This window comes from Acidimicrobiia bacterium, assembly GCA_041394025.1.
Taxonomy (GTDB): Bacteria; Actinomycetota; Acidimicrobiia; order IMCC26256; family JAOSJL01; genus JAOSJL01.
Genome location: JAWKJA010000002.1, coordinates 1304325 through 1330339 on the forward strand (window position 1 = coordinate 1304325; position 26015 = coordinate 1330339).

Sequence of the window (26015 nt, forward strand, 5' to 3'; positions counted from 1 at the left end):
TCTGACGGCGTGACGGGCCACACCACGGTGCGGCAGACCCCGACGACGAGCGAAGCCGACGGGATGAGCGTGTCACACCTGTCGTGCGACCAGAATGGCGCGGTGCACATCGTTGTCATCGGCGCCGGCGAGGTCGGATCGTACCTGGCCGAGCGACTGAGCCGCGAGGGCCACGACGTGGCCATGGTGGAACAGGATGCCGACCGTCTCGAGCAGCTCACACGCCGTGTCGACGTCCTCGGGGTGCGCGGCGGGGGTGCGAGCCCCTCGGTCCTGAAGGACGCACGGATCGACCGGTGCGACCTGATCGTGGCCGTCACGAACATCGACGAGACCAACATGCTCGCCTGCAAGCTCGGCAAGCTGCTCGGCGTCGAGACAGCCGTGGCCCGGATCGAGAACGCGGAGCTGCGCGCCGCGACCAGCAAGCAGGTGCGCGAGGACATGGGCATCGACCTCGTGGTCGACCCCGACGCAGAGACCGCCGAGCAGATCTTCGATCTCCTGGAATTCCCCGGGACCGCCGAGGTGGCCAAGATGGCCGGCGGCGACCTCGTCGTGATCGGCGCCCGGATTCCCGACCATGCTCCTCTCGTCGGCAAGTCGCTGGCGGAGATCGCCGCGGAGCACGAACCGAACTGGGACTTCCTCTTCGGCGCCATCGTGCGCGGAGACACGACCATCATCCCGCGGGGTGACCACCGGATCGAGGCCGACGACTACGTGCGCATCGTCTGCCGAACGAAGGCGCGGCGCGAGATCCTCGGTGAGCTCGGGCTCGACCGCGCCACCCCCAAACGCATCATGGTGCTGGGCGGCGGTCGTATAGGCCAGGCCGTGGCGGAGCACGTCACGAAGCGCAACGCCAGGGTCGTGATCGTCGATCGCGATGCCGACCGTGTCGAGCAACTCGCCCGCGACGTACCCCGGGCGCTCGTTGTGCGCGGGGAGATCACAGACGACGAGCTTCTCCACCAGGAGGGTGTCGCGTCTGCCGACGCCGTTATCGCCCTCACCGGCGAAGACGACGCCAACGTGCTCGCGTGCATCTTCGCCAAGTCGGCGGGAGCCGTCGAGACGATCGCGGTCGCGCACCGCCTCGAACTCCTCCCGCTTCTCAAGCAGGTCGGCATCGACGTTGCCCTCTCACCTCGAACAGCGAGTGCGAACGCCGTGATGCGCTTCGTACGTGGCGGCGTCGCCGTCTCGACCGCACTCGAGGGTGACGCCGAGGTCGTGGAGCTCGAGGTGCAGGAGGGAAGTACCGTCGACGGAGCCCTCATCGCCGAACTGCGGCTGCCCAAGGAAGGCGTCGTCATCGGGGGTGTCGTGCGCGACGGCAAGGGGCAGATCGCTCGCGGGCGCACAGCCCTCCGTAGCCGGGACCACGTGATCATCTTCGGGATGCCCGACAAGATCCAAGACGTCGCGCCGATGTTCGGCTGAGCCGATGGCCGGGACCTCACAGAACCAGCCGGTCACGCGCTCGGGCCGCGTCGAGTCGGTGGTTCTTCACATCGTCGGCCTCGCGTTGATCATCGGTGGTCTCGGCATGGTCGTGAGCGCCGCCATCGACATCTCCGACAGCGCCACGCAGGCGCTCGAGATCCTGGCGTGCGGTGTCGGGAGTCTCGCGATCGGTTTCCTCTTCAACCGGGTCTCGGTGGTTCCCGAGCGGATCGACACGAGCAGCGTGTTCGCCGCCGTCGCCTTCAGCTGGGTGGCGCTCACGCTGGTGTCGGCCGTCCTCTACGTCGTGACGGGGACCTTCGACTCCTTCGCCGACGGTGTGTTCGAGTCGGTCTCGGGCTTCACCACCACGGGAGCCACGGTCCTCGATCCGATCGAGGGAACCGCCCACGGCGTGCTCTTCTGGCGGTCGACGACTCAGTGGCTCGGCGGCATGGGTGTCATCGTCCTCGTGGTCGCCGTCCTGCCCGTTCTGGGGGTCGGTGGCATGGATCTCCTCGCGGCGGAGGCTCCGGGCCCGTCCGACGAGCGCCTCACCCCCCGTGTGCGGTTCACGGCTCAACGCCTCTGGGCGATCTACGTGGGGTTCACGCTCGCGATCATCGGGGCGTACGTGATCGGGGGGATGAGCGTCTTCGACGCCGTCAACCACGCGTTCACGACGATCTCCACCGGTGGCTTCTCGACCTATGACGACTCGTTCGCCCATTTCGGATCGACGTACCTGGAGTGGGCAGCCGTCGTCAGCATGTTCGCGGCCGGTGCCAGCTTCCCGATGTACTACCGGGTCCTGCGTGGTCGGTCGATCCGGCTGTTCCGGTCGATGGAGGCAGGGACGTACCTGGGAATCGTCCTCGTCGGCACGGCCATCATCCTGATCGTGAACCGCGTCGAGGTCGGTGTCGGCCACGGCGCCGTACGCGAGACGCTCTTCACCGTCGTCTCGATCTCGAGTACGACGGGCTACGGGCTCATCGACTTCACCCAGTGGGCGGTGGCACCCCAGACGCTCCTGTTGATCATGATGGCCATGGGCGCGATGGCCGGCTCCACCGCCGGAGGCTTCAAGGTCATCCGCGTCCTCGGAATCATGCGCTTCGCCCGCCGCGAGCTCCTGCGGGCACTGCATCCCGAGCTCGTCCGGCCCGTGCGCGTCGGCCGGAGCATCCTCGAGGAGCGGGTCGTCAACCGGATCATGGGCTTCTTCGTGATGTTCCTGGGAACGATCCTCGTCGCCACGGTCACCATCGCGGCTTTCGAGGTCGATCTCGTCACCGCGCTCTCGGCCGCCGTCAGCTCGATCGGGAACGTCGGGCCCGCCCTGGGCGAGCTCGGGTCGGGCAACTACACGAACGTCGACACCGGCGCGGACATGGCGGCAGCTGCCACGATGCTCCTCGGACGCCTGGAGATCTATCCGGTCCTGCTGGCTGTCGCCGCGTTCCCGCGCTGGAGGGCGCGGTGGGACGCACAGAACCGAGTCCGACGGTCCGCGCGGCGCTGACGATCGGGACGGTACGGATGGCGACGGCTACGATCACCCGGCGGCGCGCGAGCGCCGCACCTGCGCCCCTAGCTCAATTGGCCAGAGCAACGGACTCTTAATCCGCAGGTTCGGGGTTCGAGTCCCCGGGGGCGTACTCGGATCTACCCCGTTCGGGCCCACGATCCTGCCCACCTGCCGACCGTTGTTGCAGGCCTGAACCCCTTGCGACCGTCGGACTCGACGTGTTTCGTCGAGGCGCCACCAGGGCCTTCGCCACCAAGACAGGTTCGCTACACCTTGGGAATCCATGTTGGCTGTCGCACCGCGGCGTTACGGTGGAGGCATGGCGAGCACGCTCGATGTGAACCGCTTGAAGAACGCTGCCACCGAATTCGCCGAGTCACTTCGTTCCAGGCCGATCCCGGAGCTCTATGGAACGACGGACGGCAAAGCCTTGGGGACCTGGGTCGAGGCGAGCTTCAATGAATTCCTCGCAGAGCGGTACGCGTACGAGCCGGGGAACCCAGCTCGTGGAATCGACTTCCCAGAGCTCGAAGTCGATCTGAAGGCGACATTCATCAAACAGCCGCAGTCGTCGTGTCCGTTTCGCGACGCGGCACAGAAGATCTTCGGCCTGGGCTACGACCTCCTCGTTTTCGTGTACGAGAAGACGGACACGCACGAAACCCAATCCGCGGCGATCGATGTGCGCCACGCACTGTTCATCGATCGATCGAGGACCGGCGACTATCAGACGACCAGAGGAATCCTCGAGATCCTTGACCGCGACGGGAACCTCGACGACCTCCTCGCATTCATGGAGGACCGGAATCTGCCGGTTGACGAGACCGGTCGGACCGTACTGGCCGAACGAGTTCTCAACGACCCCCCGACACAGGGTTACCTCACGATCAGCAACGCGCTTCAGTGGCGGCTCCAGTATGGCCACGCGATCACGAACGCAGGAGAGGACAACGGTGTCGAGGACCTTGTCTCGTAAGGAGCTCGGCGACTTTCAGACGCCTCGGGAACTCGCAGTCGAGTGCACTCGGGTAGTGGCGGGGATTCAGCCTGGAACACGCCGAGTGCTGGAACCAACGTGCGGTGAAGGGTCCTTCCTGCTCGCTGCGGCCTCCGTCCTCGAGGCGCCCTTGGAGATGCTCGGAGTCGAGATACAGCCCACGCGTGCCGATATTGCCCGCCGCCTCCTCGGAGGGTTCGACCTCACGGGAACGACGTGGCGAGTCGAGGTCGGCGATATCTTCCGCCACGATCTGAACACGCTCCAGTGGGAGACGGACGGTCCACTGCTCGTCCTGGGGAATCCGCCGTGGGTCACGTTGTCAGACCTCGGCGCCATGGACTCGAACCAGATACCCGAACGTACGAACGTGCGCTCGGTACGGGGTATCGATGCACTCACCGGAGAGTCGAACTTCGATGTCGCCGAGTATATCTGGATGCGACTACTGACAGAGTTGCGTGGAGCGGAGCCGACTGTCGCACTCTTGTGTAAGACCTCCGTCGCGCGTCGAGTCCTCACGCTGGTAGCTCACCTGGAGCTGCACCTGGCTGAGTCGTTCCTGTGGCGTATCGACGCAAGAAAGCACTTTGGCGTGGCGGTCGACGCATGTTTCTTCGCGGTTCGGCTCGACGGAAGGAGCCACAATTACCGGTGCCAGGTTTTTGACTCACTCGCTGCGAACTCTCCAGTGGTCACAATGGGCTTGGTGAACGGCGCTCTCGTTGCCGACGTCGATGCTCACACGGCGTCGCGGCAATTCGACGGGTCCTCGCCTGTCGAGTGGCGGCAAGGTGTCAAGCACGACGTGGCCGCTGTCATGGAACTCCACCCCGCCGACGGGGGCAAGCTCCACAACGCACTCGGCGAGACAGTCGAGGTCGAAGACGACTGGGTGTATCCACTCCTCAAGGGTTCGGACGTCAACGCTGGTCGCAGCCCAGCACGCCGGGTCATCGTGACCCAACGAACATTGGCCGATGACACGAAAGGCCTCCGCTATGCAGCGCCGAGGCTCTGGGCATACCTGCAGCGCCACACCGCACGTTTCGCTGGCCGCAGGTCATCGATCTACCGGAACCGCGCAATGTTCTCCCTCTTCGGTATCGGCCCCTACACCTTCGCACCTTGGAAGGTCGCAGTGTCGGGCCTCCACAAGGTCCCGAGGTTCCAACTCGTGGGTCCCTGTGACAGTCGGCCTGTCTTACTCGACGACACCTCGTACTTCCTTCCGTGCGACTCGGCGGCCGAGGCGGCCGTTCTTCTCAGCGCGCTGAGGTCCGAGTCCGCAACTCTCCTGCTCACGTCGTTGCTCTTCGTCGATGCCAAGCGACCCGTCACGAAGAAGCTGCTACAGCGAATCGACCTCGCTGCCGTTCTACGCCACGACCGTGCCGACATCGAAGTGGACGCACAGGCCACGCTCAAGACGGTCGGTACAAACGGCGATGCCACGACAGTCGCTCAGACAGTCCGCCAGCTCCTGCAGCAGTGGGACGGGGCCGAGGCGACGCCGTCACTTTTCGACGACACCGACTTCACCGCACGCGACACCACCACGACCATCTGACCTCCGTCATGAACGCGACCTGATCCAGAGGGGATCAGCGGCGGGAGGGCATCTCGTTTGGGGGCCTCGGCGACCGGCCACTCTGGCCTGCCGCGATCGTCGATACTGTCGGTGTGCCGGAACGCCGCTTTCTCGTCGCCAAGAACCCGGATCTCGACTCGTCGTTGCCGTTCCTGGTCCGGCTCCCGATCGGCCCGCACGGGTTGGTGCTGAAGGCCCGGGAGACGTGGCCGCGGACGTCGAAGGTCTACTGCCACCGGGCGGCAGAGGGCGAGTGGCACGACAGCCTCGAGATCCTCGAAGACGTCGGTGTGCGATCATGCGTGCGCAAGGGCGTCGCCATCGACCTGGTGCTCGACCGTGGCAAGGAACACCGGAGCCAGCTCGTGTTCACCCGGTTGAAGGGTGGCCGGGAGGCCATCTTCTGGCAGAGTGCGAAGACCACCCGGAAGGCCCGCCCGTCGGTGAGGGTTCCGGGTCGGCGTGCCTCGAACCTGCCGAACTTCACCATCATCGTCGACACCCGGGAGCGGTATCCGTACAAGTTCGCCAAGCAACGGGTTGCCGCGGAGCGGGGCAAGCTCCCGGTCGGTGACTACGGCGTCCTCCACGACGATGAGGTCGTCGCGCTGGTCGAGCGCAAGAGCATGGCGGACATCTCGAAAGGACTCACCGACGGCGGGTTCGCGTATCAGCTGGCCGATCTGGCGACCCATTCGCGAGCGGCCGTCGTGGTCGAGGAACGCTACTCCAGCCTGTTCAAGAACGAACACGTCAGAGGCGGCTGGCTCGCCGATCTCCTCGCGCAGCTCCAGGTCCGCTACCCCACCGTGCCGATCGTCTTCTGCGAGACCCGCCCGCTCGCCGAGGAGTGGACGTTCCGCTTCCTGGGAGCCGCCCTCGCCCACCACCTCGATGAGCCCGAGGGTCCGACTGCCCCCCGGATCTGGCGCGAAACGTAGGTCCGGGGCCGTGGGGCACCCAGCTCAACTGAAGCCGGGGAGATAGTCGGCCTCGGCGGCGAAGAGGTCGTCGGCCATCTGCTCCGTCTCGTGGGGCGTGAGGACCGAGCGGCACAGAGGGTCGAGGAGCAACGCGTGCAGCGCGGCTTCCTTGGAGCGCTCGATGGCTGCGGTGGCACCCAGGTCGTGGACACCGATGGTCGATGCGCACACATGTGCCATCTGCGGCGGTAGCGCACCGAAGCGCGTCGGGCGGACCCCTTGGCGGTCGACCATGCAGGCGACCTCGACACAGGCATCGGCCGGCAGGTTCGTGATGAGCCGGCCCGAGCCGTCGGGGGCGGCGTTCGGGACGTTGCCGTGGATCCGGAACGGCTCGTCCTTCTCGCGGGCCTCGATGATCCACGACGCGTACTCCCAGCCCCGGGAGCGGTCGAACTCGTCCTCGTCGTCGAGCAGGCTGCGCCGCTTCTCGTCGGCCTCGGCCCGCCACACCGGCCAGTTGGTGGCGTAGAACCGGGACTCCCCGTCGTAGCCGTCGCCGAGATAGGCCCGGCCCTCGTCGCTGTGGCGGTAGTGGGGCACGTACTCCGAGAGGTGCCCGGAGCTCTCGGTGATGAACGCTCCGTAGTGGAGCATCATGTCCTTGCGCACACGGTCGGTCCCGACGTCGTCGGGCCAGGCGTTGTCGGACCCGGCCGGGTCGCCGTAGAGCTCGGCGCGAGCCTGGGCCTTCAGACGCGGGTACTGGTCGACGCCGTCGAGGCGGAGATCCGTGAACCAGGCGAGGTGGTTCACCCCGGCGCACGCCCAGGCGAGTTCCGTGTGGGCGACACCGAGGCGGGCGGAGAGGATCGCCTGGGTGGCCTGCACGGAATGGCACAGCCCCACGACCGGCACCTCGGGAACGGCCCGGGCCGCGGCGAGGCACATCATGCTCATCGGGTTGGTGTAGTTGAGCATGATCGCCTGCGGGCACAGCTCGGCCGTGTCGCGCAGGATGTCGAGGAAGACCGGGATGGTGCGCAATCCCTTGAAGAGACCGCCGGGGCCGATGGTGTCGCCGATGCACTGGTCGACGCCGTACTCCGAGGGGATGTCGTTGTCGTAGCCGACGCAGTCGAGGCCCGACACCTCGACGCAGCAAACGGCGTAGTCGGTGCCGACGAGGACCTCCCGTCGGTCGACGGTGCTCGACACGGTCCACCCCGCCGCCCCGAGCTCCGCGGCCAGCTTCTCGATGAGGTGGTGCATGAGCTCGAGCCGCACGGGGTCGATGTCGACGAGGCGGAACTCGCCGCCGACGTTCCCGGGGATCCGCATGACGTCGCGACACAGCTCGGGACAGAACATGGACCCGGCGCCCAGGAACGTGACGACGACGGGCCGGGGCATCGGGCGCAGGTCCGTGTCGGTCACGATCGCAGGCTATCCGGACACCCGACGAGGCCGTCCGGCGCGGCGGTTCGCCTGTACGCTGCGGCGCACCATGGCGAAGCGACGGTTCCCCGAGGGCTTCCGGTGGGGTACGGCCACGGCCGCGCACCAGGTCGAGGGTGGCAACACGAACAACGACTGGTGGGAGTGGGAGCACGCCGCCGGCTCGCCGTGCGTCGAGCCGAGCGGCGACGCCTGCGACCAGTGGAACCGCTTCGACGACGACATCGCCCTCCTCGCGGACCTCGGATTCGACTCCTACCGCTTCTCGATCGAGTGGAGCAGGATCGAGCCCGCCGAGGGGGAGTTCTCGGCGGTCGCGCTCGACCACTACCGACGGGTGTGCGCTGCCTGCCTCGAACGGGGGGTCGAGCCCGTCGTCACCTTCCACCACTTCACCAACCCGCTCTGGCTGTCAGCCAGGGGCGGCTGGGCCGAGCCCACGACAGCCGACGCGTTCGCGCGGTTCTGCGAGCGTGCCACGGCGTCGCTCGGTGACCTGATCGGCCGGGCGTGCACGATCAACGAGCCCAACATCGTGGCGTTCGTCGGCTACGCGCTGGGCGTGTTCCCACCGGGCCACACCGACGTCGCCGAGTCGGAACGCGTCGGCGAGGTCTTCCGGCGCGCCCACCGCCTCGCCGGCGACGCCATCAAGGCCGGCCCCGGTGACTTCCCCGTGGGCCTCACACTGTCCATGTCCGACTACCAGGCCGTACCGGGTGACGACGACAGCGCCATCGCACAGTGCGAGGAGGCCCGACGGCAGATGGAGGATCCCTACCTCGACGCCGTGCGCGACGACGACTTCCTCGGCGTGCAGACGTACAGCCGCGCCCGATTCGGGCCCCACGGTCTGCTCGGGCCCGAGGACGGCGTCGAGGTGATCGAGCACATGGGCTACGAGTTCTGGCCCGAGGCACTCGAGGCGACGATCCGGCGCGCCTGGGACGCCGCCGGGCAGGTTCCGTTGCTCGTCACCGAGAACGGGATCGCTCACGAGAACGACGAGCGGCGCATCGACTACGTCACGCGCGCGCTGGAGGGCGTCCTGTCCTGCCTCGACGACGGCATCGACGTCGGCGGCTACACGTACTGGAGCCTTCTCGACAACTTCGAGTGGGCCTACGGCTACGGCCCGAAGTTCGGGCTGGTCGGGGTCGACCGGTCGACGCAGGAGCGCACGCCCAAACCGAGTGCACGCTGGCTGGGATCGATCGCAAGCTCGAGCGAGCTCCCCACGTGAGTCAGTCTTCTCCCGCTCTTGGCGCCTTCGGCGCCGGGCCCTGGTTCCACTACCTCGACTCGGGCAGCGCGGGATACCCGCACTGCTTGTCCTCGTCTCGGGTCCCCGCCTGAGCGAGGGTGGGGCTATTCGCCGATGCGGGTGTTGTACTCCTGGATGGCGGTGTCGGCCTCCTCCTGGGCCTGGGCGAGCGCCTCCTCGGGCGTGAGGTCGCCGGTCAGCATGCCCTCCAGCGCCTTCGTGACGGCGTTGCGCACACCCTGGTAGTCGCCGATCACCGAGCCGACGGTCGCCAGGGTGGTCTCGCTGTCGACGAGCTGCTCCACGGCGAAGCGGAACGCCGGCTCCTCCTCCCACCGGGCCTGGACCGCGGGATCGTCGATGGCGGAGAGCCGTGTCGGCACGTATCCGCCGGCGAGGTGCAATGTCACCTGCTGCGCCGGCTCGGACAGGTACTTCACGAACTGCCACGCCGCGCCCCGTTGTTCGGGCGTTGCCGCCTGGGAGACCCAGATCGAACCGTCACCGACGGGGACGCCGCCGCCCTCCTCGACCCCCGGAAGCACGGCCGCCGCCAGCTCGACACCCCCGAACTCCCCCGAGCTGAGGACGTCGAGGGCGGGCCCGAGTGCCGCGGACCCGTCGATCGTCATGCCGGCTTCGCGGTTGCCGACGGCGAGCAGGTGGTCGATGTTCTCGCCCTGTGCGGGTGTCGGGAGGGCCAGCTCCGACTCGACCATGTCGTTCCACCAGGTCCAGAGCTCGAGGCCGAACTCGTTGTCGAGCTGGGCAGCCGTCGCCCGGCCTTCCCGGCCGTTTCCGTTGTTCACGTACTCCTGGCCGCCCTTGGCGTACCAGAACTCGTTGATGAAGTCCCTCGTGGGAATCGTGATGCCGTGCGGTGCGACACCCGAGTCGACGATCTGCTTTGAGACCTCGCGCACCTCCTCGAGCGTGGCCGGCGGGACCTCGGGATCGAGGCCGGCGTCCTCGAACAGCGTCTTGTTGTAGAAGAGCACGGGGTTCGACACGGGCCAGGGCATGGAGTAGAGGACGTCGTCGACGGTGTAGTACCCGACGGCCTGCGGCAGAAAGTCGTCGAGTGAGTAGTCGTCGGCGTCGACACACGCCTGGACCGGCACGGCGCTCCGGCTGTCGATCATCGACTGGAGCGTCGTCTCCTCCATGACCGCCATCGTCGGCAGGTCGCCTCCCCCGATACCGGCCCGCCACTTCGTGAAGATGTCCTCGTACCCGGGGAACGCCACGAGATCGACGGTGACGTCGCCCTGCGACGTGTTGAACTCGTCGGTCATCGCCTCCAGCGCCTCCTCGTTGGAGTCGGTGAAGTTGTGCCAGAAGGTGATGCCGACAGGCTTGTCGGCCGACTCGAACGCCTCGAGACCGCACTCGGAGGGGTCGGGACCACCGGCGCTGTCGCCGGTGCCCGAGTCGCTCCCGCCCGAGCACGCTGCTGCGCCCAGGACGGCGACGAGGCCGAGGAGAACGACTCGACGGATCATGACCAAACCTCCGGGGTTGTCGATGCCCTGCGGACTCTACGACGCCTGATGCCGGGACCCTGGACGGCGCGGAGCTCAGCCCTTGACAGCCCCCGCCGTGAGGCCACGCACGAGCTGCTTGGAGAACACGAGGAGCAGGATCAGGAGCGGAAGTGCGGCCAGGATCGTGCCGGCGAACGTGATCGGGAACTCCGCCAGGTTGGACTGCGAGAGCTGCTTGAGGCCCACCTGGACCGTGCGGTACTGCTCGTCGTCGGCCACGAGCAGCGGCCACAGGTACTGGTTCCAGGCCAGGAGGAACGAGAACACGGCGAGGGCCCCGATGGCCGGCCGGCTGAGCGGAACGACGACGCGCGCGAGGAAGCGCCAGTGGCCGTAGCCGTCGAGGCGGGCCGCCTCCTCCAGGCTGCGGGGAAGTGTCAGGAACGACTGCCGGAGCAGGAACGCGCCGAAGCCCGTGGCGAGGAACGGCACGGCCAGCCCCTGGTACGAGTTGAGCCAATCGAGCTCGGAGATCGTGTTGAAGTTCGTGATGATCGTGACCTCGAACGGCACCATGAGCGTCGCCAGGAAGACGACGAAGATCGTGCGGCGAAACGGGAAGTCGAGGAAGGTGAAGGCGTACGCCGCCAAGACAGACGTGGCGACCTGCCCGACCGTGATGACCGCGGTGACGATGAGGCTCGTGCGCAGGTACAGGCCGAGGTCTCCGTCTGTCCAGGCGGTCGCGTAGTGGTTCCACTCGCGGACCTCGGGCCACAGCGTGGGTGGCTTGGCCACGATGACGTCGGCGGGGAGCAGCGAGTTGACGAAGGTCATGTAGACCGGGAACAGCACGACCGCCGCGATCGCGGTCAGGAGGGTGTAGCGGAGAACGACACCGGCGCGATAGCGGTGGCGAGTTGCGCGGATCCTTCGTTCGCGGTCCTCGTCGAGGACGGGCTCCACGCCTTGGAAGGTGCCGGCGTCAGCGCTCATAGTGCACCCGACGTTCGAAGTAACGGAGTTGGAGCAACGTGAGCCCCAGCACGATGAAGAACAGCGCGATGGAGAGCACAGCCGCGGTGCCTTCGTTCTGGCGCTCGAAGAACTCGGTGTAGACGAAGTATGTGAGCGTGTTCGTCGCTCCCTGGCTCCCGCCGGGACCGCCCTGGGTCAGCAGGTCGATCTGGCCGAAGGCCTGCCACGCGGAGATCGTGCCGACGACGAAGGCGAAGAAGATCGTGGGAGACAACAGCGGGACGGTGACGCGGAAGAAGCGCCGTGTGGGCCCGGCGCCGTCCACCTCGGCAGCCTCCAGCATCTCGTCGGGGATCGCCTGGAGGGCGGCGCTCATGAGGATGAACGTGAACCCGAGGTTCTGCCAGATCGTGACGAGCGCCACCATCGGAAGCGCCCAGGTGGGGTCCTGAAGCAGGCTCTGCGCGCCCTCGCGGCCGAGGTAGTAGTTGACGAGGCCGATCTGCGGGTTGAGAAGCGTCAGGAACACCACCGATGCCACGGCGACCGACGTCGCCACGGTCGACGAGAAGATCGTCCGGTACACGGTGATCCCCCGCAGTTTCTGGTGGGCGAGAACGGCCAGGACGAGACCGAGGGCGATCCCCGTCGGGACCGTGAGGACGGCGAACTTCACGGTCACCCAGACGCTGTTGCGGAACGCCTCGGATCCGAGGACGTCGGTGATCTGGTCGAGGCCGGCCCACTGCTTGGGCAACCCGGGGAATGGTGGAGTCCGGTAGAAGGCGAGCTGGAAGTTCCGGAAGAACGGGTAGAAGACGAAGACGGCGAAGATGAGGAGTGACGGGGAGAGCATCAGCAGCGCGAGCCCGCTCTGGCGCATCCGGCGCCGACGTCGGGCCCGCTCCATCCAGGACCGGACCTCTGCGGGGGTCGCGGATGTCGGCTCCGCTCGCCCGCTCACAGGTCGATCCGTTCGCCCGTCGCCGGGTCGAAGAAGTGGAGCTTCTCGGTGTCGAGCCCGAGCCGAACCGTGGAGCGAATCGCGGGCTCCGGTCCGTCCATCGAGATCCGCGCGATCATCGTGCCTCTGTCGTCGAGTCGGCAGATCACGTGCCGCTCGTAGCCGAGGACCTCCACGCTCAGGACCGACCCCTGAACGCTGCTTCGCGCGCCCTCATCGTGCTCATCGTGGTCCGGCGGTTCGACGACGGTCACGTGCTCCGGGCGGATGCCCACCACGATCTCGGATGAACCGGAGGAGGTCAGGATCTGGGATTGGGTCGGCGACAACGCGACGTCTCCACCGGCGAGCGCGACACGGAGCGCCCCGGGCTCACCACGCACCGACCCCGTCGCCGTGTTCATCGGCGGACTGCCGATGAACCGGGCCACGAACACACTCGCCGGGCGACGGTAGATCTCGGCGGGAGGCCCGACCTGTTCGAGTGCCCCGTCGTTGAGAATCGCGATCCGCTCCCCCATCGTCATCGCCTCGACCTGGTCGTGGGTGACGTAGACGACCGTGATGCCGAGCCGGCGCTGGAGATCCACGAGCTCGGTACGCGTCGCGACACGGAGCTTGGCGTCGAGGTTGGAGAGGGGCTCGTCCATCAGGAAAGCCTCGGGCCGGCGCACGATGGCACGGGCGAGGGCCACGCGCTGGCGCTGCCCACCCGAGAGCTGTGCGGGCCGGCGATCGAGGTGGTCGGTCAGGCCGAGGGTTCCGGCGGCCTCCTCGGCGACCCGCCGGCGCTCCTCGCGTTCCATCGATTTCGTTCGCAACGGGAATTCGATGTTCCTCCGCACGGTCATGTGCGGGTACAGCGCGTAGTCCTGGAACACCATGGCCACGTCGCGGTCCTTGGGCTCGACGTGGTTGACGATTCGGTCGTCGATGCGCACGATGCCGTCGGTCGGGTCGTCGAGACCCGCGATCATGCGCAGCGCCGTCGACTTCCCGCAGCCGGACGGGCCGACGAGGACAAGGAACTCCCGGTCGTGGATCTCGAGGCTGAGGTCGTCGACGGCGACCGTGTCACCGAAACGCTTGGTGACCTCCTCCAGTACCACGCTGCCCACGAGTCCCCCTGCTCCTCCGGAGGGGCGAGCATACGTTCGAGCGAGCGGTACGTGCCTCAGTCTCCCTCGCCCGGCTCCCCTCGCAGGTGTGCGGAAAAGATCACGAGGTCGGTCGGTTCCCCCGAGACGTAGACCTCGTTCCTGAGCTGGCCGCGCCTTCTCCAGATTCCCGACACGTCGCGCGGGGCGTGCGCCTCGGGAACCTTGCCGATGAGCGTCCGGAGTTCGAGGAGATCCGAGGCGACCCGTGTGAGCTCGTCGAGCAGCGCCCCACCGATCCCCTTGCCACGCTCCGCCTGAGACACGGCGACGAACGGCTCGCCGACGAGTTCGTAGTTGTACGAGGACGTGAGTCGGCCGAAACCCACCGGCATGTCGTCGTCACCGAGCGTCGCGACGTAGAGAGCGAGGCATCCGGTCCAGAGGAGCGTGAGGAACTCGGCGTCGCTCGGGACCCGCCGCCGGCAGAAGGAGAACGGGAAGACGTCGTCCTCCAGGACGATGTCGTGGATTCCCTCGTAGTGGTGCTCGGCGGCCGGCCCGATCTGCACGTCGGCTGTCATGGATCCCCCGGTCGCCCAACGCCGTCCTTCCACGCCTGCCAATGCTCGCGAGTGGTCGCCACGAGAAGCAGGTCGTCCCAGGTGCCGTCGGAATAGACCATCGACGGCACCTCGGCCTCCACCTCGAACAGGCGCCCAGCTCCGCGTGCCGCCTTGCCGGCGTGCGTCGCACGCTCGACGACGCCCTGGACCTTGTTGACGGGCCACGTTCGAAAGGCCCAGTTGATGGCGAGCCCCGTTCCCTCCATCGGCCATCCCGCATTGCGGACCTCGGGTAGGTGGGCGACGGCGTAGAACACCCGACGGTCTGCCAGGTTGAGGCCGAGGAAGTTGACGATTCCCACGTCGCGGTCACCTCTGTTGGAACAGACGACGAACGCAGCGTCGGTCGCACCGATCATGATGTCGTACGCGTCCTGACGCGATGGGGTTCGTGGCTGGTAGCGCCACTGACGAGCGACCACCGGGTCGGATGTGAGCGTGCGGGCCAACTCGCGATCATCCTCGCAGGCGGGTCGCAGATGGGCGACACGTCCTCGGAGGTCGACCGGGTCGGATTCGCTTTCTGTCACGACACCACGATCGCCCGGACGGCCGACTCCACCGTGTCGTCGGGGCCGAGGCTGTCGGCTCTCTCCATGTCGACGTCGAGGCCGAGTTCGTCTTCGATCGCGAACATCCACTCCACGACGGTGAGGGAGTCGATCTCGCCCAGGGGTGTCGCGGGCTTCAGGTCTTCGATCCCCGTCAGCATCGACAGAAGTCCGACGCTCTGTTCGAGTGTGCTCATTCGAATGCTCCTGTCTTCGCCTACCGGGCCGCTCTTTGTGTCGGTGCTTCCACGGGTGTCACTCACGCTTTCCGAGTCGGTAGCCGGCGACCGATCCGAGCTCGTCGGCCGAGAGGCACACGACGTCCTCGGAACCGCCGGCGGAGTAGCTCGCCATGACGGGAATCAGGGGAGCCATTGCCCCGTACGCGGACGGAACCGGGACGGTGTCGAACGCCGTCTCCTGCCATTCGTGTGTGTACACGGTGGCGGCCGTTGCCGGCTCCAGGGCCCCGGCGATCCCTTCGTAGGGCGTGGGGTCCGAGGTGGGTTTCCAGCCGTCGCGGTCGAAACAGCTGCGCATCGCAATCCGCTTCAGGAGCGGGCCGTCGCTGCGGGCATCGTTCGTGAGAACGACCGCAGCGACGCCGTGGAAGCCGACATCAGGGAAACGTCGTGCGTCGGGCTTCGCCGGGTCGTCGTGGAGGTACCCGGCATCCATGTCGGCTCCGGCAACGACCATGCCGTCGACCACGCCGGTGGCCACGAGGTGGCGGGCGTACTCGAGCGCCCCGATCGCACCGTTGCGCCCGGCCGTGAACGTGAGCAGCGGGCCCGTCAGGCCGCAGGCCTGGGCAGCGGTTCCCGCGGCCGCCGTGACGACGAGCCTCGGGAAGATCGCCGGGTTCGGTGTACGTCCCCGCGTGATCGCCCTGTGGAGCTTCTCGTAGGAATCGACGGGACCCTTCTCCGTGGCTATCGCCAGACCCCATCCCGTCGCCGCCGGAGAGATCTCGGTCCCGTCGAGGGCGTCCGCCGCCTCCAGGGATCCCGACACCGCCGTCAGGACCCGGCGACTCAACTGGTCGAGCCGGATCCACTCGTGGGGCGGCACGAGGGGGTTCTCGTCAACGTCGCCCACGCCCACGATCGGGGGCCACGCTTCGAGGAGAGCGCCGGGGAGAAGGTCGTGGGCCACACTGACGGATGCTGACGCACCCGCGACCGAGACGCGCTCCTCGGGTTCGGCACTCGCCGACCGGCGATCGACATCCGCCTCGGGACCCAGACACACCAGCGCTGAGTCGTGGCCACCGAACGCCTGGTTGATGGTGACACCGGCGACACGGTCAGGAGGCAGCTTCGACTCCCCGTCGAGCACGAGTCGGCCGTGACCGACGAGCAGGTCGTCGCGCTGACGCTCGTGTGGTCGCGCCGTGGCTGTCGGCGGCGCGACCCCGTCGCCGAGTGCGCGCAGGGTGACGATCAGCTCGAGCGCACCCGCTGCGCCGAGACCGTGGCCTGTCGCACCTTTGATCCCCGATGCGAGAGCTCCCGACGGGAGCACTCGGCTCAACAGGTCGAACTCGGCCGCATCGTTCAGCGCCGTGCCGGTTCCGTGGACGTTCACGTAGCCGATGTCGGAGTCGGAGACGCCCGATGCACTCAGTGCCTGCCGGATGGCGCGTTCGACACCGGCACCTGTGGGCTCGGGCGCCGTCGGATGGTGGGCGTCGCTCGTGAGGGCGTCGCCGACGAGGAAGCCGCGACCTCGTGCCTGGTCGGGTAGAGCGGAGACGGGAGCGAGGATCAGGGCGCCTGCTCCTTCTCCCAGAGTGAGACCGTCCGACGCGTCGAAGGGCGCGGTGGGCTCCGACGCGTAGGCACCGAGCATCTCGAATCCCCACGCCGAAAAGGGCGTGTACTCCTCGGCGCCGCAGACGATGGCGGCCGGGACCTGACCCGACCGGATGAGCGACGCGGCGACCGACGTCGCCGTGGCTCCCGACGAGCACGCAGTGTTCACGGTGAGACACGGCCCCTCGATGTCGAAGGCCGCGCCGATCGAGGTGGCGATGCCGTGGAACAGGTCGACGCCCTCGATGGACAGCTGCGGGTCGAAGACGTCGCCTCCGGTGAGGTCCCACTCGGTGCGGACTCCCGCGCTGGTTCCGACCACGACCGCCGCTCGGCGGAAATCGTCCACCCACGACGCTGCCCCGCTACGGGGTCGGGTACGCGCTGCGGCGTCCACGAAGGCCTCACCGACCGAGCGGCAGGCCATGGCAACGACGCGCGACTCGATGGCGCCGGGGGACCGTGCGTCGGCGTCGAGTGGAGGAACACGCGCCACGTGCCGGTCGCCATCCCATGAAACCGCTGTGCGTCCCTCAGCGAGGGCCGACCATGACGCGTCGGCCGTCGGACCGACGGGCGTGACGGCCCCGTATCCGAGCACGGCCAAAGGCGCGACGCGTCGCGTCATCAGGGCGCGCTATTCGTGGAAGCCGCCGACGCCTCCGGGGAAATCAGGGACTTCCCTTCTCAGAGGATCTTGCACTGCCACACGCCGTTGAACTCGTCGGTGCAGTAGAGCTCGCAGCCCGAGGCGAGCACCGCGATACCGACGGTGGCGGCGGCGAGCGTGGCGCGGTTCCTGAAGCGTCGACGCCGGGTCAGAGCCTGATCGTCGCCGGTACCGGTCGAGAACCTGCCCTCGGTGGTCTTCGTTCCCTGTGTCACGTCGTGACCCCCCGCGCCGTCAACCGTACGGTTCCGACGCTGCTTTGCGTGTTGGACGGATTCGGACTCTAGACACCACACCACGCGCTGTCAACCCTTTGACGCTCATAGAGAGGTTCTGTCCGGATTATGCGGAAAGGCCGTGCTGTACGGGTTCGGGCCACGGTCCCACGGCCCACCTCAGGCGAGCAGCTCCCCGGCGATGATCCCCTTGCGCACCTCGGTGGTGCCGGCGCCGATCTCGAGCAGCTTCGTGGCCCGGAACAGCCGGTTCACCTCGGTCTCCCAGATGTAACCGTTGCCACCGTGCACCTGCACCGCGTTGTCGAGCACCTTGTTGCACATGTCGGCGCAGTACATCACCGACGCCGCCGTGCGGGCGTGGATCTCGCCGTGGCCTGCGTCGGTGGGACCGATGCCGTCGCACTCGGCGAGCACCTGCCAGCAGAACGTCTTCATGGTCTCGACCCAGACGTACATGTCGGCCAGGCGCGACTGCACCATCTGGAAACTGCCGATGGGCTGGCCGAACTGCTCGCGCGATCCGGCGTAGTCCACCGACAGCTCGAGGGCACGTTCGGCGATTCCGACGTTGATGGGGGCGATCATGGCGCGCTCCAGATCGAGGCCGCTCATCACCACCCGGTGCCCCTGGTCGACGGTGCCGACCACGTTCTCCACCGGGACGACCATGTCGTCGAACACGAGCTCCGCGGTCTGGCTGCCCCGAAAGCCCATCTTCTCGAGCTTCTGGGCCACCGTGAAGCCCGGGGTGTCGGCCTCGACGACGAACGCCGTGATGCCCTTCGACCCCGAATCGGGTTGCGTCTTGGCGTAGAGGAGACAGATGTCGGCCACGGGTCCGTTCGTGATGAACAGCTTCGAGCCGTTGATCACGAAGGTGTCGCCGTCGCGCACCGCTCGCGTACGCATCGAGCCCAGGGCATCGGATCCGGCGCCCGGCTCGGTCAGGCCGAGACAGCCGACGAGCTCGCCGGAGCACAGGCCGGGAAGGTACTTCTCCTTGACCTGCTCGCTCGCGTTGGCCGCGATGTTGTTGGCGCACAGGTTGTCGTGCGCGACCCAGCTCAGCCCGAACGCATGGTTCCAGCGCGAGAACGCCTGGAGCACCAGGCCCGACTCGAGCATCCCCATCCCCGCTCCGCCGTAGCGCTCCGGGATCGTGGCCCCCAGGAAGCCCTGCTTCCCGAGCCGCTCGAAGATGCCCGTGGGCCACCACTCGTCGTTGTCCATGCGCTCGGCGAGCGGGTAGAGCTCGGCGCGCGCGAAGCGGTCGGCCTCGTCGAGGAGGGCGGACTGCTCGTCGGTGAGGGCGAAGCGGCTGGTGCCGGCCATGATGCGGCTCCTTCGGCGAGTGAGGTATCCTCACGGATGTGTCCCAGACCGTAGCAGGATCGTCGGCCTCATCTGATGCCGGCGTGAGTGTTCCTCACCCCACGGCGTCCCAGATCCTCGACGCTGCACGACACCTGTTCGCCGAGCAGGGCTACGACGCCACCTCGGTGGCGGGGATCGCCGAGCAGGTGGGCGTCGTCGAGGGGGCGGTGTACCGCCACTTCCCGGGCAAACGCGACCTCCTCAACCGGGTGATCCGCTCCTTCTACGAGCCGCTCATCGACTCCGCGCGCGCCGGCGTTGCCGACATCGCCTCGCCACGCGAGCAGGTGCGCTTCCTGATCCGCCACCAACTGCGCGCCATGGTCCACGACACCCGCATGTGCCGTCTCATCATCAGCGAGGCCCGCGCATTCGACGACTACCACACCTCGGAGGTCGCCGATCTCAACCGTCGCTACACGAGCCTGCTCACCACCGCATTCCGTTCCGGAGTCGAGCAGGGCGAGTTCCGGCGCGACCTACCCGCCGAGCTCGTACGCGACCTCGTGTACGGGAGCATCGAGCACATCACGTGGTCGGCGCTCTCCGGCCGGGAGGGGGCCGATGTCGTCGATCCCGATGTGACCGCCGAGCAGCTGATGTCGGTGTTGTGCCGGGGCATCGACGAACCGGTCGTCGTCCCCCACGCGGCACGCAGCGACGGCGGTGCCCTCCCCTCGCTCGCCGCCGAGCTCCGTCGGCTGGCCACCGTCGCCGACGGCCTCGACGCAACGAGCGTCACCGACGACGGGGCCGGAGAATGAGCTTCCTGCGCTCCGACCTCGACACCACCAGCGACACCCACGTCGCCAACCGGGCGGCGATGCTGGAGCACATCCACCGCTACGAACAGCTGGTGGCCGAGGCAGTCGCCGGTGGCGGCGAGAAGTACGTGCAACGCCATCACGACCGTGGCCGCCTTCTGGCACGCGAGCGCATCGAACTGCTGCTCGACAGCGACACACCCTTCCTCGAGCTGTCGGTCACCGCCGGGGCAGGAACGGAGTTCGCGGTGGGCGCAGCCGTCGTCACCGGGGTCGGCCAGGTGTCGGGCACCGAGTGCGTCATCCTCGCCAACGACCCCACCGTGCGCGGCGGCTCCATGAACCCGATCACCGTCCGCAAGATCCTCCGGGCGCTCGACATCTGCGCCGAGAACCGCCTGCCGATGGTCTTCCTCGTGGAGTCCGGCGGCGCGGATCTCCCCCACCAGCTCGACCTCTACCTGCCCGCCGGCGAGATGTTCCGCAAGATCACGGAACTGTCGGCGCAGGCCATTCCCACCATCTCGCTCGTGTTCGGGAGCTCGACGGCCGGTGGGGCGTACCTCCCCGGCGTCAGCGACTACACGGTGATGGTCGACCGGCAGGCCAAGGTGTTCCTCGGCGGCACCCCTCTCGTGAAGATGGCCACGGGTGAGGACGCCGACGAGGAGGATCTCGGCGGGGCGGCCATGCACTCGCGCACATCGGGCGTGTCCGACTACTTCGCCGTCGACGAACGCGACGCACTCCGGATCGGTCGCTCCATCGTGCGCGACCTCACGTACCGCAAGCTCGGGCCGGACCCGGACCGCCCGGCCCTACCCCCGCGCTACGACCCCGAGGAGATCCTGGGGGTGGTGTCGGCCGACCTCAAGGTCCCGTTCCCGGTACGGGAGGTGCTGGCGCGGGTCGTCGATGACTCGGAGTTGGACGAGTTCAAGCCCGATTTCGGCGCCAACCTCGTCACCGGCTTCGCGTTTCTGCACGGTCGGTCCGTCGGGATCCTCGCCAACGACCGCGGGGTCCTTCTCAACGAGGAGGCCAACAAGGCCGCCCAGTTCATCCAGCTCGCCAACCAGGCCGACACCCCGCTCCTCTTCGTCCAGAACGTCACGGGCTACGTCGTCGGCACCGAGTACGAGCAGCGCGGGATGGTCAAGCACGGGTCCCACCAGATCAACGCCGTCGCCAACTCCACCGTGCCCCACCTCACGGTCCAGATCGGGGGGTCCTACGGCGCGGGCAACTACGGCATGGCAGGGCGGCCCTACAACCCGCGGTTCCTGTTCGTGTGGCCGAACGCCAAGACGGCGGTGATGGGAGCCGAGCAACTCGCCGGGACCCTGTCGATCGTCGCCCGCTCCTCGGCCGAGGACCGCGGCCTTCCATTCGACGAGAAAGCCGACGCCGAAAGGCGGCGCACCATCGAGGAGCAGATCACCCGGGAGGAGAGGGCGGAGGTCATGTCGGGTCTGCTCAACGACGACGGCATCATCGACCCCCGCGACACCCGCGACGTGCTCGGAGTGGCCCTGTCGGCTGCCCTCACCACCGAGTGCCGCGGTCAGCGCGGCTACGGCGTCTTCCGGACGTGAGCGGAGCGAGGCGGCGTATCCCGTGATCGAACGACTCCTCGTGGCCAACCGGGGCGAGATCGCCCGACGCATCATGCGCACGTGCCGCCACCTCGGGATCGAGACCGTGGCGGTCTACTCCGACGCCGACGCCGACGCCGCCCTCGTACGCGACGCCGACATGTCCGTCGGCCTGGGTGGTGACTCGCCATCCGAGTCGTACCTCCGGGTCGACGCCGTCATCGACGCCGCCCATCGCACCGGTGCCGATGCCGTCCACCCCGGCTACGGCTTCCTGGCCGAGAGTGCGCCTTTCGCCCGTGCGGTGTCGGACGCCGGGTTGGTCTTCGTGGGCCCGCGAGCCGACGTCATCGCCGCCATGGGCTCGAAGCTCGAGGCCAAGCGCCTCATGGCGGCCGCGGGCGTCCCCCTGCTCCCGTCGGCGGTGCTGACCGGCCTCGACGACGATGCCTGCGCCGCAGCGGCCGCCGAGGTCGGCTACCCGCTGCTCGTGAAGGCGTCCGCCGGCGGTGGTGGGCGGGGTATGCGGGTCGTGGGGTCGGCCGATCAGCTACCGGACGCCGTGGAGTCGGCGTCACGGGAGGCCGCGTCGGCCTTCGGCGACGGAACGGTCTTTGCCGAGCGCCACGTCGCGCCGTCCCGCCACGTCGAGGTGCAGATCCTGGGTGACGACTCGGGCCGGGTCGTGCATCTCCACGAGCGCGACTGCTCGATCCAGCGGCGTCACCAGAAGATCATCGAGGAGGCACCTGCTCCGACGATCAGCGATGCGACACGTACCGCGCTGCACGGGGCTGCGGTACGCGCCGGCGAGGCCATCGGCTACACCAACGCCGGAACCGTCGAGTTCCTGCTCGCCCCGAGCCCCGGCGGTGGGCCCGAGGAGTTCTACTTCCTCGAGGTCAACACCCGGCTCCAGGTCGAGCACCCCGTGACAGAGGCCGTCCTCGGCGTCGATCTCGTGGAGCTCCAACTCCGTGTCGCTGCGGGCAAGGACGTTCCCCCGCAGGACGAGATCGGGTCACCGAACGGCCACGCGGTCGAGGCCCGGCTGTACGCGGAGGACCCGACAGCCGACTTCCTCCCCTCGAACGGCATCGTCCACGCGTTCTCCGTCCCCGGGGATGTCCGCGTCGACAGCATCCTCGACAACCCGTCGGGTGCGGCCTCCGACGAAGTCGTTACCGGCCCCGCTGCGGAGACGGCGGGCGTGGTTCCGCGCTTCTACGACCCGATGATCGCCAAGGTCATCGCCCACGCCCCCACACGGGAGGACGCGGCACGAAAGCTCGCCGCGTCCCTCGCCGGTGCCACGGTCGACGGGATACGCACCAACCGGGACCTCCTCGTGCGCACCCTGCGCCACCCGGAGTTCCTCACCGGGCGGGGTGACAGCAGCTTCCTCGAACGCCACTCCCCTTCCGAGCTGGGTCGCCCACTCGTGGAAGGGGCCGAACGAGCCTGCCACGCCGCCGCAGCCGCCCTGGCACTCCAGGCGCTGCACAGGGGTTCCGACGACCACACCGGCAGCGTCTCGACCGGATTCCGGAACGTCCCGAGTGCCCCCCAGCGGGTCTCGCTCGTCGATCGCGACGCCGGCGGGAGCGACGGGGCAGCCGGAAGCGACGACGCGGGCGAGCACGCCGTCGAGTACCGGTTCACCCGCAACCGTTTGACACACCTCAGCGTCGACGGCGAGGCGCTGGACGGTGCCGTTGCCCACGACATCACACCGCACTGTGTCGATCTGTCGGTCGGGGGCATCCGTCGCCTGGTCGACGTCCGGATCACCCCCGGATCCGTGTCGGTGACCGGGCCCGGGGGTGGCTCTGTCTTCGGCGTCGTCCCGCGTTTCGTCGAGCCCGAGGACACGCTCGATCCGGGCTCGACGGTGGCGTCGATGCCGGGAACGGTCGTCGCCGTGCACGTGGTCGAGGGTGACGCCGTGGAGGTCGGTGACGTGTTGGTCGTCATGGAGGCCATGAAGATGGAACTGGCGGTGACGGCCACGACCTCGGGGGTGGTGACCTCCGTGCCGGTGGAGGTGGGCGCCACGGTCGGCGCGGGAACAGTTCTCGCCGTCGTCGAGGAGGCGGGCGGGCGCTAGGAGCGCGGCGACCAGGGTGGCGGCTTCTTCTCCAGGTACGACGTCATACCGGCCTGCGCCTCGTCGCTCGTGAAGAGCTCGGAAGACAGCTCGGCCGTCCATGCGAACGCGTCGGCGGCGGCCATCGTCGGCACCCGGTTCATGAGCTCCTTCGCGGCCGCCAGCCCCTGCGGCGAGCCCTCGAGCAGGTCGGCGACGATCCGGTCGACGGTGGCGTCGAGTTCGTCGGCCGGAACCGCCTCGTTGATGATCCCGATACGTGCAGCGTCGGGCGCGAGGAACCGGTTTCCCCGGAGAAAGGCGGCCGCAGCGTCGGCCCGGCGCATCTTCGGGAGACAGACCACCGAGATGACGGCCGGCGCGACGCCGATCCGGACCTCGGTGAATCCGAACTTGGCGTCGTCGACAGCCACCGAGAGGTCCATGGCGGCTGCGAGACCCATGCCACCCGCGACCGCGTGGCCCGCGATCCTGCCCACGAAGGGCTTCCGTGAGTTCGTGATACGGCGAAAGAGCTGTGCGGGATCAACAGGCGTGGGAGCATCGCCGCTCCCGTCGTCATCACCCGACGACCGTTCCGACAGGTCGGCGCCGGCGCAGAACACGTGGCCCTCGTTCGTGACCACGACGACACGGACCTCGTCGTCGCTCTCGGCCCGGTCGAGTGCCTCCACGAACTCGGCCGACAGTTGGCGGCTGAGCACGTTGCGCTTCTCGGGATCCGTCAGGGTGACGGTGAGCACCCCGTCGCGCAGCTCCGTCGTGACCTTCTGCATCGTCAGTCTCCTGCAACGTCGTGGAGCTCACCGGTCGACACGTCGTAGACGAAGCCGCGGACGTGGTCGGTGTGCGGGACGAACGGTGTGAGCTCCAGCCGCTTGATCGACTGGCGCACGTCGGCGTAGGGGTCGGAGAAGGCGTCGAGAGCCCAGGGGGGCGCAACGCCGAGCTCCTCGACGAGCTCCGCGCGGAATGAGTCGTCGCTGACCTTCTGGAGGCCGCAGTCGGTGTGGTGCACGAGAACGATCTCGCGTGTCCCGAGCGCCCGTTGCGACAGGCACAACGACCGGACGACGTCGTCGGTGACGACACCTCCGGCGTTGCGGATGATGTGCGCCTCGCCGTTGCCGAGCCCGAGGATCTCGAAGATGTCCATGCGGGAGTCCATGCACGCCACGACAGCGAGGTGGAGACCGGGTGCCACCGGGAGGTCGCCGGCGTCGAACGATGCCGCGAACACGGCGTTGCCGGCGAGGAGTCGGTCGGCGACCGGCTGGTGCTCATCTGCGGGTGATGTCATCGCCGCATGGTAGACACCGACCCGTGGGTCACCTCGACCGCCCTATGCCGGGGCCGGTCGGGAGAGCGCGAGGGCGTTCTCACGCATCACGAGGCGGATCTCGTCGTCGGTGTAGCCGTCGAGGTCGTCCACGAAGCTCAGCGGGTCGGCGAGGCCCTCGGCGTGCGGGTAGTCGGACCCGAACAGAACGTGGTCGGCCCCGATGGCGTCCCGAAGGCCGACGAGGTCGTCCTCGTAGAACGGCGCCACCCACACCTGACGCTTGAAGACGTCGATGGGATCCTCGGCGAACTGGCCCGGACGTTGCCTGTGCGCCCGCCCGAGCGACCGGAGCAACGGCTGCACCCAGTCGCTTCCCGACTCGATCGTCGCCACCCGTAGGTTCGGGAAACGCGCGAGCACGCCGTGACACACCAGAGCGGCCAACGTGTCGTGAATCGGCCGGTGCCCCGTGATGATCTGCTTGAAGCTGTCGTGTCGGAACGCCTCGAACTCGGCCGACTGCCCCCACGCCTCCGCCATGAAGCCGTACCCCGACTCGCCGGAGTGGTAGGCCACGAGCACCCCGGCCTCCGCCAGACGTGCCCACACGGGGTCGTAGACCGCGTCGCCCGGTGAGCGGTGGCCCTCCGGCGCGCGCACCGGGCCCGAGCGCATCACCACGACGCGGGCCCCCCGCTCGAGCACCCACTCCACCTCGGCAACCGCCGACTCGGGGTCGAGAAGCGAGATCATGGGTGCTGCGAACAGACGATCCTCGAAGTCGAAGCTCCAGTCGTCGAGGAGCCACTGGTTGAAGGCGTGGAACACAGCGTGCGCGGCGGGCGGATCGGACTCCAGGGCGTCCTCCATGCCGACGCCGAGCGTCGGGAAGAGGAACGCCCCGTCCAGACCGAGGTCGTCGAGCATGGCGACACGTGCTGCCGGTTCGCGGTAGCCGGGGTGGATGGGCTCAAGATCGCCGAATGCGGCGCGGATGTCGTCACCGGGGACCTTGCCGCGGAAGTAGTCGTCCAGAGCGCCCGGTCGGGCGACGGGGTCGAACGTCGGGTTCGGGATGAACCGGTTGAGCCTTCCTCCGACGAGCAGCCGCTGCCGCCCGTTCACCTCGGCCCACTGGACCCCCCGCTTGGCGAATTCCTTCGGGATGTGGCGCGTGAACGCGTCGGTGGCCTCGTAGTAGTGGTTGTCGGCGTCGAACGGTCGGAAAGCGAGTGTCGCCATCGGTGCCCCCTCGTC

23 protein-coding genes and 1 tRNA gene are annotated in these 26015 nt (G+C 68.0%); 10 read left to right on the top strand and 14 right to left on the bottom strand.

Going from position 1 to position 26015, the window contains the following annotated elements; genetic code table 11:
* Nucleotides 1–27: 27 nt before the first annotated feature.
* The 6 genes from trkA (at nt 28) to R3A49_06055 (ending at nt 6509) form a co-directional block, all read left to right on the top strand.
* The gene (gene trkA / locus R3A49_06030) at nt 28–1446 is read left to right on the top strand and encodes a Trk system potassium transporter TrkA (GenBank protein ID MEZ5170288.1); all 1419 of its coding nucleotides are present in this window, start codon (nt 28–30) and stop codon (nt 1444–1446) included.
* Nucleotides 1447–1450: 4 nt separating this feature from the next.
* Nucleotides 1451–2974: a TrkH family potassium uptake protein gene (locus R3A49_06035; GenBank protein ID MEZ5170289.1), complete on the top strand. Its 1524-nt coding sequence runs from the start codon at nt 1451–1453 to the stop codon at nt 2972–2974.
* Nucleotides 2975–3036: 62 nt separating this feature from the next.
* Nucleotides 3037–3110, top strand: a tRNA-Lys gene (locus R3A49_06040).
* 189 nt (nt 3111–3299) lie between these two features.
* Nucleotides 3300–3956 (top strand): restriction endonuclease, encoded by a 657-nt coding sequence (locus tag R3A49_06045; protein MEZ5170290.1) that lies wholly within the window; start codon nt 3300–3302, stop codon nt 3954–3956.
* A complete protein-coding gene (locus R3A49_06050) occupies nt 3898–5547 on the top strand; it encodes an N-6 DNA methylase (protein ID MEZ5170291.1) in 1650 nt (549 codons plus the stop codon). The genes R3A49_06045 and R3A49_06050 overlap by 59 nt, the downstream gene beginning before the upstream one ends.
* A gap of 113 nt (nt 5548–5660) precedes the next feature.
* Nucleotides 5661–6509, top strand: a complete 849-nt coding sequence (locus tag R3A49_06055; protein ID MEZ5170292.1) for an ERCC4 domain-containing protein — start codon at nt 5661–5663, stop codon at nt 6507–6509.
* 24 nt (nt 6510–6533) lie between these two features.
* On the opposite strand, the gene R3A49_06060 is transcribed toward R3A49_06055, so the two are convergent.
* Nucleotides 6534–7928 carry an alpha-glucosidase/alpha-galactosidase gene (locus R3A49_06060; protein ID MEZ5170293.1) on the bottom strand — a complete coding sequence of 465 codons (1395 nt, stop codon included), beginning with the start codon at nt 7926–7928 and terminating at the stop codon, nt 6534–6536.
* Nucleotides 7929–7998: 70 nt separating this feature from the next.
* Between R3A49_06060 and R3A49_06065 the strand changes: the two genes are divergently transcribed.
* The gene (locus R3A49_06065) at nt 7999–9192 is read left to right on the top strand and encodes a family 1 glycosylhydrolase (GenBank protein MEZ5170294.1); all 1194 of its coding nucleotides are present in this window, start codon (nt 7999–8001) and stop codon (nt 9190–9192) included.
* Nucleotides 9193–9317: 125 nt separating this feature from the next.
* Here the strand turns inward: R3A49_06065 and R3A49_06070 are convergent, their stop codons facing one another.
* From R3A49_06070 to R3A49_06115, 10 genes are all read right to left on the bottom strand, one after another.
* Nucleotides 9318–10715, bottom strand: a complete 1398-nt coding sequence (locus tag R3A49_06070; protein MEZ5170295.1) for an ABC transporter substrate-binding protein — start codon at nt 10713–10715, stop codon at nt 9318–9320.
* Between the two features lie 75 nt (nt 10716–10790).
* Nucleotides 10791–11693, bottom strand: a complete 903-nt coding sequence (locus tag R3A49_06075) for a carbohydrate ABC transporter permease (GenBank protein ID MEZ5170296.1) — start codon at nt 11691–11693, stop codon at nt 10791–10793.
* Complete coding sequence (locus R3A49_06080; protein ID MEZ5170297.1) at nt 11683–12639, bottom strand: sugar ABC transporter permease; 957 nt, start codon at nt 12637–12639, stop codon at nt 11683–11685. Before R3A49_06080 ends, R3A49_06075 begins: the two co-directional genes overlap by 11 nt.
* Nucleotides 12636–13757, bottom strand: coding sequence for an ABC transporter ATP-binding protein (locus tag R3A49_06085; GenBank protein ID MEZ5170298.1), 1122 nt, complete (start codon nt 13755–13757; stop codon nt 12636–12638). The genes R3A49_06080 and R3A49_06085 overlap by 4 nt, the downstream gene beginning before the upstream one ends.
* Nucleotides 13758–13813: 56 nt before the next feature.
* Nucleotides 13814–14320 carry a GNAT family N-acetyltransferase gene (locus R3A49_06090; protein MEZ5170299.1) on the bottom strand — a complete coding sequence of 169 codons (507 nt, stop codon included), beginning with the start codon at nt 14318–14320 and terminating at the stop codon, nt 13814–13816.
* Nucleotides 14317–14811, bottom strand: a complete 495-nt coding sequence (locus tag R3A49_06095; protein MEZ5170300.1) for a hypothetical protein — start codon at nt 14809–14811, stop codon at nt 14317–14319. Before R3A49_06095 ends, R3A49_06090 begins: the two co-directional genes overlap by 4 nt.
* A gap of 77 nt (nt 14812–14888) precedes the next feature.
* The gene (locus tag R3A49_06100; GenBank protein ID MEZ5170301.1) at nt 14889–15110 is read right to left on the bottom strand and encodes a phosphopantetheine-binding protein; all 222 of its coding nucleotides are present in this window, start codon (nt 15108–15110) and stop codon (nt 14889–14891) included.
* Nucleotides 15111–15168: 58 nt separating this feature from the next.
* A complete protein-coding gene (locus R3A49_06105; GenBank protein ID MEZ5170302.1) occupies nt 15169–17355 on the bottom strand; it encodes a beta-ketoacyl synthase N-terminal-like domain-containing protein in 2187 nt (728 codons plus the stop codon).
* Between the two features lie 59 nt (nt 17356–17414).
* Nucleotides 17415–17612 (bottom strand): hypothetical protein, encoded by a 198-nt coding sequence (locus R3A49_06110; GenBank protein MEZ5170303.1) that lies wholly within the window; start codon nt 17610–17612, stop codon nt 17415–17417.
* Nucleotides 17613–17792: 180 nt separating this feature from the next.
* Nucleotides 17793–18968, bottom strand: a complete 1176-nt coding sequence (locus R3A49_06115) for an acyl-CoA dehydrogenase family protein (GenBank protein MEZ5170304.1) — start codon at nt 18966–18968, stop codon at nt 17793–17795.
* Between the two features lie 83 nt (nt 18969–19051).
* Between R3A49_06115 and R3A49_06120 the strand changes: the two genes are divergently transcribed.
* From R3A49_06120 to R3A49_06130, 3 genes are all read left to right on the top strand, one after another.
* Complete coding sequence (locus tag R3A49_06120; protein MEZ5170305.1) at nt 19052–19774, top strand: TetR/AcrR family transcriptional regulator; 723 nt, start codon at nt 19052–19054, stop codon at nt 19772–19774.
* Nucleotides 19771–21369, top strand: coding sequence for a carboxyl transferase domain-containing protein (locus R3A49_06125; protein MEZ5170306.1), 1599 nt, complete (start codon nt 19771–19773; stop codon nt 21367–21369). The genes R3A49_06120 and R3A49_06125 overlap by 4 nt, the downstream gene beginning before the upstream one ends.
* A 73-nt stretch (nt 21370–21442) precedes the next feature.
* On the top strand, nt 21443–23476 hold the full coding sequence (locus R3A49_06130) for a biotin carboxylase N-terminal domain-containing protein (GenBank protein MEZ5170307.1): 2034 nt from the start codon (nt 21443–21445) through the stop codon (nt 23474–23476).
* Here R3A49_06130 and R3A49_06135 read toward each other — a convergent pair.
* From R3A49_06135 to R3A49_06145, 3 genes are read right to left on the bottom strand one after another with little or no spacing between them, the layout of a single operon-like run.
* A complete protein-coding gene (locus tag R3A49_06135; GenBank protein MEZ5170308.1) occupies nt 23473–24252 on the bottom strand; it encodes an enoyl-CoA hydratase-related protein in 780 nt (259 codons plus the stop codon). The genes R3A49_06130 and R3A49_06135 overlap by 4 nt on opposite strands.
* A 2-nt stretch (nt 24253–24254) precedes the next feature.
* Nucleotides 24255–24776 (bottom strand): carbonic anhydrase, encoded by a 522-nt coding sequence (locus R3A49_06140; GenBank protein MEZ5170309.1) that lies wholly within the window; start codon nt 24774–24776, stop codon nt 24255–24257.
* Between the two features lie 42 nt (nt 24777–24818).
* A complete protein-coding gene (locus R3A49_06145; GenBank protein ID MEZ5170310.1) occupies nt 24819–26000 on the bottom strand; it encodes an amidohydrolase family protein in 1182 nt (393 codons plus the stop codon).
* Nucleotides 26001–26015 lie beyond the last annotated feature (15 nt).

Bases quoted from the DNA above. Each gene is read 5' to 3' on its own strand.
- R3A49_06050 (MEZ5170291.1), top strand. From the start codon at position 3,898: ATGGCCACGCGATCACGAACGCAGGAGAGGACAACGGTGTCGAGGACC.
- R3A49_06125 (MEZ5170306.1), top strand. From the start codon at position 19,771: ATGAGCTTCCTGCGCTCCGACCTCGACACCACCAGCGACACCCACGTC.
- R3A49_06145 (MEZ5170310.1), bottom strand. From the start codon at position 26,000: ATGGCGACACTCGCTTTCCGACCGTTCGACGCCGACAACCACTACTAC.
- R3A49_06045 (MEZ5170290.1), top strand. From the start codon at position 3,300: ATGGCGAGCACGCTCGATGTGAACCGCTTGAAGAACGCTGCCACCGAA.
- R3A49_06100 (MEZ5170301.1), bottom strand. From the start codon at position 15,110: ATGAGCACACTCGAACAGAGCGTCGGACTTCTGTCGATGCTGACGGGG.
- R3A49_06105 (MEZ5170302.1), bottom strand. From the start codon at position 17,355: ATGACGCGACGCGTCGCGCCTTTGGCCGTGCTCGGATACGGGGCCGTC.
- R3A49_06075 (MEZ5170296.1), bottom strand. From the start codon at position 11,693: ATGAGCGCTGACGCCGGCACCTTCCAAGGCGTGGAGCCCGTCCTCGAC.
- R3A49_06135 (MEZ5170308.1), bottom strand. From the start codon at position 24,252: ATGCAGAAGGTCACGACGGAGCTGCGCGACGGGGTGCTCACCGTCACC.
- R3A49_06130 (MEZ5170307.1), top strand. From the start codon at position 21,443: ATGCGCACGTGCCGCCACCTCGGGATCGAGACCGTGGCGGTCTACTCC.
- R3A49_06115 (MEZ5170304.1), bottom strand. From the start codon at position 18,968: ATGGCCGGCACCAGCCGCTTCGCCCTCACCGACGAGCAGTCCGCCCTC.
- R3A49_06035 (MEZ5170289.1), top strand. From the start codon at position 1,451: ATGGCCGGGACCTCACAGAACCAGCCGGTCACGCGCTCGGGCCGCGTC.
- R3A49_06070 (MEZ5170295.1), bottom strand. From the start codon at position 10,715: ATGATCCGTCGAGTCGTTCTCCTCGGCCTCGTCGCCGTCCTGGGCGCA.
- R3A49_06065 (MEZ5170294.1), top strand. From the start codon at position 7,999: ATGGCGAAGCGACGGTTCCCCGAGGGCTTCCGGTGGGGTACGGCCACG.
- R3A49_06140 (MEZ5170309.1), bottom strand. From the start codon at position 24,776: ATGACATCACCCGCAGATGAGCACCAGCCGGTCGCCGACCGACTCCTC.
- R3A49_06090 (MEZ5170299.1), bottom strand. From the start codon at position 14,320: ATGACAGCCGACGTGCAGATCGGGCCGGCCGCCGAGCACCACTACGAG.